This is a genomic window from Sphingomonas sp., from assembly GCF_036387535.1.
Classification (GTDB): Bacteria; Pseudomonadota; Alphaproteobacteria; order Sphingomonadales; family Sphingomonadaceae; genus Sphingomonas_R.
Window position 1 is genome coordinate 1 of the sequence record NZ_DASVTO010000125.1, and the last position, 5,764, is coordinate 5,764.

Below are 5,764 nucleotides of genomic sequence, written 5' to 3' on the forward strand. Positions count from 1 at the left end.
GCAGGCCATCTTCGCCCGCGTGAACCAGAAAACGCTGTTCGACGTACTGCGCTGATCCGCCGAATCGGCGTCGTTAACGGCGCTTCAACCCCGATCGGGTAACGCTTTCTCCTGTGAACCCGATCGTGGCGGCACCCTGCCCGCTCCGCGGGTCGGAGACAGACAAGGTATTTCCCGCATGTTTGCAGCGATCGGTCTCGTCGTCCTTCTGCTGATGGTCTTCGGCGGCTTCGCCATTACCGGTGGCCATCTCGAACCCGTTCTCCACGCGATCCCGCACGAAATGCTCATCATTGGCGGCGCCGCGGTCGGTGCGGTCATTGCGGGCAATTCGATGAAGGAGATCAAACAATTCGGCGGTGGCTTCGCGACCGTGTTCAAGGGACCACGCTTCAAGAAGCAGGATTATCTCGACGTCATCTTCCTGGTCTCCGGCCTCATGAAGAAGCTGCGTTCCGAAGGCCCGGTCGCGCTGGAGGCGCATGTCGAGGATCCGAAGGGCTCGACCATCTTCGCCGAATATCCCCGGTTGCTGAAGGACAGCGCGCTGATCCACCTGATCTGCGACACGCTGCGGCTGGTGGTGGTGTCGTCCGGGACGCTCGATCCGATGGCGGTCGAGGATGTCATGGACAACACGCTGAAGACGCACCACCACGACGCGATCCGCCCGGCCGACATGCTTCAGAATCTGGCCGACGCGCTGCCTGCGCTCGGCATCGTCGCGGCCGTGCTCGGCGTGGTGAAGACGATGGGCTCGATCGATCAGCCGCCCGCCATTCTCGGCGCGATGATCGGCTCCGCCCTGGTCGGCACCTTCCTCGGCATTCTGCTCGCCTATGGCGTGTTCGGCCCGTTCGCCGGCCGCGCCAAGCAGGTGATCGAAAGCGACGCCGCAATCTACGGCGTGGTGAAGCAGATCATCATCGCCTCGCTGCACGGCCACCCGCTGCCCCTGGTCATCGAAGCCGCCCGGTCCGGCATCACCCATTCGAACCAGCCGGCCTTCGCCGACGTGTTCGACGGCATGCGCGGACGCTGATCCGATGGCCAGTGCCGCAAAGCGCAAGCCCGGCGCCGAACCCGTCCGCCCGATCATCGTCAAGAAGATCATCGACGGCGGCCATGGCGGCCATCACGGTGGCGCCTGGAAGGTGGCCTATGCCGACTTCGTGACCGCCATGATGGCCTTCTTCGTTCTGATGTGGATCCTCGGCGCCACCACGGACAAGCAGCGCAAGGGCATCGCCGACTATTTCGCGCCGACGCTGATCGAAACGCGGGCCAAGGCCGGCGGCACCGGCCTGCTCGGCGGTGACTCGCTGCTGTCGCAACAGGAATCCGCGCACAAGCAGCAGCGGTCCGGCAACCGGGCGATCGGCGTTCCGCAGGGCAATGACGCCGCCAACGGCTCCGGCGCGAAACAGCAGGACCGTGCGCGCTTCCAACAGATCAAGCGTCAGCTTCTGGAGAAGATCAAGTCGGACAAGAAGCTCAGCCGCCTGCTCCGCAACGTCCGGTTCACCGACACGCGCGAGGGGCTGCGCATCGATCTGGTCGACGAATCCGACTTCGCGATGTTTTCGCGCAGCACGCAGACGCTGCTGCCGCAGGCCCGCGCGCTGATGGGTCAGGTGGCACAGGTTATCGCCGGCGTGCCCAACGACGTCATCGTCCGCGGCCATACCGACGCGCTGCCCTACACCGCCGGTCGTGCCGTCAACAACTGGACGCTCTCCAGCGCCCGGGCGGAAGCGACGCGCAAGGCGCTGGCCGATTCGGGTGTCCAGCCGTCGCGCTTCGCCCGAATCGAGGGTGTCGCCGAACGCGAGCCCTATATCCCCGGCAACATCTATGATCCGCGCAACCGCCGCATGTCGATCACGCTGGCCTGGACGAAAGAACCGGGTTCCGAACGGGATAGCGTGGGCGGACCAGCGGCCACGGCCGAAGCACCACCGGCGGCGCCGGCGCATTGACCACCGCCGCTTACTCCGCGGCCGCCGCGATCCAGTCGCCGGCCACCAGCGGCGACGGCGTGAAGCTCCGCGGCTGGGGGGAAATCGGCGGCGGATCGCGCAGCCCTTCCGCCAGATAGCGCATCGCCGCCATCAATCCGCTGCGGGAAAACGGTTTCGGGATCACCCCATGCGCACCTTGGAAATCGGCCGGGATTTTCTTGGGGTTCGCGGTGACGAACACCACCGCCGTGCCGGTCCATTGCGCATGGATCAGCGCCGCCACCTCCAGGCCGTTCGATCCTCCCGCCAGCTGGATATCGACGAAGGCGACATCCGGCCGCGCAAGCCCGGACATCGCCCGCACCTCCGCCAGGGTCGCGGCCTCGCCGATGACCTCATGGCCGCTGTCCTCGATCATGGCTTCGATATCCATGGCGAGCAGCGCTTCATCTTCGACAATCAGGACGCGTAGCGGCGGATGATCCATCCAGACGTCCTTCAGTTGTTGACGGGGAAGGACATGGATACGCCTGTACCGGGATTTGCGTTCCGCCAAATCGTGTCGGCATGCATCTGCCGCGACAATCGGGCGACCAGTGCACGGCCGACCGTATCGCGTGGCGTGGCATCGATATCGAACCCGATCCCGTCATCGCGCAGTTCGATCAGGCCGCGCTCGCCATCGCGCATCGCGCGCAAGGTCAGCGTACCGCGCCGGTTCGGAAAGGCATGCTTGACCGCGTTCAGGATCAGTTCGTTCAGGATCAGCCCCAGTGCCGTCGCGCTTGCCGCCGGGATCTCCAGCGGCTCGATCTCCGCTTCCAGAACGATGTCGTCGCGACCGGTCCCGCCCAAAATGTCACTGGCCAGATCCTGCGCGAATGCACCCGCGTCGAATCGCCGGATATCCTGGTTCTGATACAGCCTGCGATGCACCGTCGACAGCGCGTCGATCCGCTCCAGCATGTTCTCCACCGTCCCGCGCAACGCCGGGTCCGGCAACGATCGCGCCTGCAACCGCAGCAGCGACCCCACCATCGTCAGGTTGTTCTTCACGCGGTGGTCCACCTCGTGCAGCAGCAGGGTCTTTTCCTGCAACGCCGCTTCCAGGTCCGCGGTCCGAATGCGCACCTGCGCCTCGATTTCGGCGTTCTGCGCCGCCAGACTGGCCTGCGCATCAACCCGGTCGGTCACGTCCAGCTGCGATGAGAAGAAGAACAGCACCGCGCCATCCTCGCCTCGTACCGGGCTGACATACAGCGCGTTCCAGAACGTCGTGCCATCCTTGCGATAGTTGAACAGATCGACGTTGATCGGCTCCTCCGCCTCGATCGCGGCACGCAACCTGGCTACCGCTGCGCGATCGGTCGCCGGACCCTGCAGGAACCGGCAATTGCGGCCCAATATCTCGTCACGCCCATATCCGGTCAGCCGCTGGAACGCAGCATTGGCGAACACGATCGGGTTGTCCGGCTGGCGGGCGTCGGTGATGACCATCGGCATCCGGGTGCCACGGATCGCCGCCGCGAACGGATCGCCGCGCCCCGCCTCATGCGTGACGCTCTCCGTCAGATGCCAGTCTTCAATCTCTTTCATGTCGTCCCATCGCTGACGCCGGCGGGGCTGCCGCCGCGGCCGGGCCGAAGTCAGAACCCGGTAGCCTTATGCCGGTTCCTGCCGCGTCGGTCGTTTGATCGCAACCCTTTGCGCGTCATTGACCCTGTCGGCCGCCGCCCCTAACCGCGTACCGCATGACCGCACCCATCATCCTGCTGGTCGAAGACGACCCCGGCCTGCGCACCCTCACCGCCCGCACGCTCGGCGAAAACGGGTTCCAGGTCCGCCCGGCGGCCTCTGCGCCCGAAATGTGGCTCGCCTTCGATGCCGGCCCCGTCGATCTCGTCCTGCTCGATATCATGCTCCCCGGCACCAGCGGCATAGACCTCTGCCGCCAGATTCGGCAGAAAAGCGACGTGCCGATCATCTTCGTCAGCGCGAAGACCAGCGAGACCGACCGCGTCGTCGGCCTGGAACTGGGCGCCGACGACTATCTGCCGAAACCGTTCGGCACGCGGGAGCTGCTCGCCCGCGTCCGCGCCGTCCTGCGCCGCGGCGGCCTGGACCGCCGCCATGGGGAGGGCGGCGACAATCAGGCCGAATTCGGCGGCTGGACCGTCGATTTCCCGCGTCGCGAACTCCGCTCGCCCAGCGGGGCGGTGGTCGACCTGACCGGGGCCGAATTCGATCTTCTCGCCGCGTTCATCGATCATCCGCAACGCGTGATCGGCCGCGAACGCCTGATCGAACTGTCGCGCACCCGGCTGGCGGACGCGTCGGACCGCAGCATCGACGTGCTGGTCAGCCGCCTGCGCCGCAAGCTCTCGACCACGGACGATCCCTCGCCCATCGTTACGGTGCGCGGCGCCGGCTACATGTTCAACGCCGCCGTCAACCGGACATGAGGCTGGCGCGGCCGTCGCTGGGGCTGCTGGGTCAGATTTTCCTGATCGTGCTGCTGTCGGTCGCGGTCGAATTCGGGACCAGCACCTTTCTCTACGAACGCACCAGCCGCCTGTCCGCGCAGGAGGACGAGGCCCGCCGCGTCGCCGAACATCTCGTCATCGCGCGCCGGCTGCTGGCCGAAAGTCCGGTCGAACGCCGCGCCGCCATCGCGGGGCAGCTGACCACGGACCGGTATGACGTGCACTGGCGCCCGACGCTGGCCCCGCCACCACCGGTCGCGGCGGAACTGCGCGACATGCGGCTTCAGATCATCGCCTGGGAACCGGCGCTCGCCCGTACCGATCTTCGCCTCCGCTTGAAATCGCCAGGGCGCAGCAACACCGTGATCGGCGGCCTGCGCCTGCCCGACGGCACCTGGCTGGATTTCAGCACCGACGAACTGCTGACCGGCACCACGCTGGCGGTGACGCGGATCGTGACGGCGCTGTTGCCGGCGCTCGCATTGCTCGGTGTCGGCTGGCTGTTGCTGCGCATCACCCTGCGCCCGATGCGGATGCTGGCCAACGCCGCCGACGCGATCGGCCACGGCGCGCCGACGACCCTGCCCGAACAGGGCAGCCGCGAAGTCCGTCAGGTCATCCATGCCTTCAACGATATGCAGGCCCGCATCCTGCAACTGATCGACGACCGGACCGAGGCATTGGCCGCCGTCGGTCACGATCTGCGCACCCCGATCGCCCGGCTGCGGTTGCGCACCGATGCCGTTCCCGATCCGGCCCTGCGCACCGCGATGGATTCCGACCTGCACGAAATGGAGGCGATGCTGTCGTCGCTGCTCGCCTTCTTCGGTGGCGACAGCGATCCCGAATCGCCGGCGCGGATCGACCTGGCGGTGATGCTCGCCACGCTGGTGGACGATGCCACCGATCGCGGGCGCGACGCGGTCTATGACGGCCCCGATCATCTCGACGCGGTCCTCCGGCCACTGGAGGCCAAGCGCGCCGTCGCCAACCTGGTCGACAACGCCTTGCACTATGGCGATACCGTCATTGTCCGGCTGGTGCCGACCACCGATCGCATTCTGATCCAGGTGGACGATGACGGCCCCGGCATTCCGGACACCGCGCTCCAATCCGTGCTGCGCCCGTTCGAACGGTTGGATCCGGCACGCGGTCGCAACACCGAAGGGCTTGGGCTCGGCCTCGCGATCGTGGCCAAGGCGGTCCAGCGCGCGCACGGCACGCTCACGCTCACCAACCGGCCCGGGTCCGGCCTGCGCGCGGAAATATCCCTGCCGCGCGCATAATGTGCCTGCACGCCAGCAACATTTCCTTACGATC

Annotated in this window: 6 protein-coding genes; 4 read left to right on the forward strand and 2 right to left on the reverse strand. The window is 66.6% G+C overall.

What is annotated here, in order from left to right; all coding sequences use genetic code 11:
• Positions 1–178: 178 nt before the first annotated feature.
• Entirely contained in the window at positions 179–1,042 is an 864-nt protein-coding gene (gene motA / locus VF649_RS11685) for a flagellar motor stator protein MotA (protein WP_331012131.1), read from the forward strand.
• Between the two features lie 4 nt (positions 1,043–1,046).
• Entirely contained in the window at positions 1,047–1,979 is a 933-nt protein-coding gene (locus VF649_RS11690) for a flagellar motor protein MotB (protein WP_331012132.1), read from the forward strand.
• Positions 1,980–1,989: 10 nt separating this feature from the next.
• Here VF649_RS11690 and VF649_RS11695 read toward each other — a convergent pair whose 3' ends face one another.
• On the reverse strand, positions 1,990–2,448 hold the full coding sequence (locus tag VF649_RS11695) for a response regulator (protein WP_331012133.1): 459 nt from the start codon (positions 2,446–2,448) through the stop codon (positions 1,990–1,992).
• Between the two features lie 11 nt (positions 2,449–2,459).
• Complete coding sequence (locus tag VF649_RS11700; RefSeq protein WP_331012134.1) at positions 2,460–3,557, reverse strand: histidine kinase dimerization/phosphoacceptor domain -containing protein; 1,098 nt, start codon at positions 3,555–3,557, stop codon at positions 2,460–2,462.
• Positions 3,558–3,712: 155 nt separating this feature from the next.
• Between VF649_RS11700 and VF649_RS11705 the strand changes: the two genes are divergently transcribed.
• Both VF649_RS11705 and VF649_RS11710 read left to right on the forward strand, forming a co-directional pair.
• Complete coding sequence (locus VF649_RS11705) at positions 3,713–4,423, forward strand: response regulator transcription factor (RefSeq protein ID WP_331012135.1); 711 nt, start codon at positions 3,713–3,715, stop codon at positions 4,421–4,423.
• Positions 4,420–5,730: an ATP-binding protein gene (locus tag VF649_RS11710; RefSeq protein WP_331012136.1), complete on the forward strand. Its 1,311-nt coding sequence runs from the start codon at positions 4,420–4,422 to the stop codon at positions 5,728–5,730. Before VF649_RS11705 ends, VF649_RS11710 begins: the two co-directional genes overlap by 4 nt.
• Positions 5,731–5,764 lie beyond the last annotated feature (34 nt).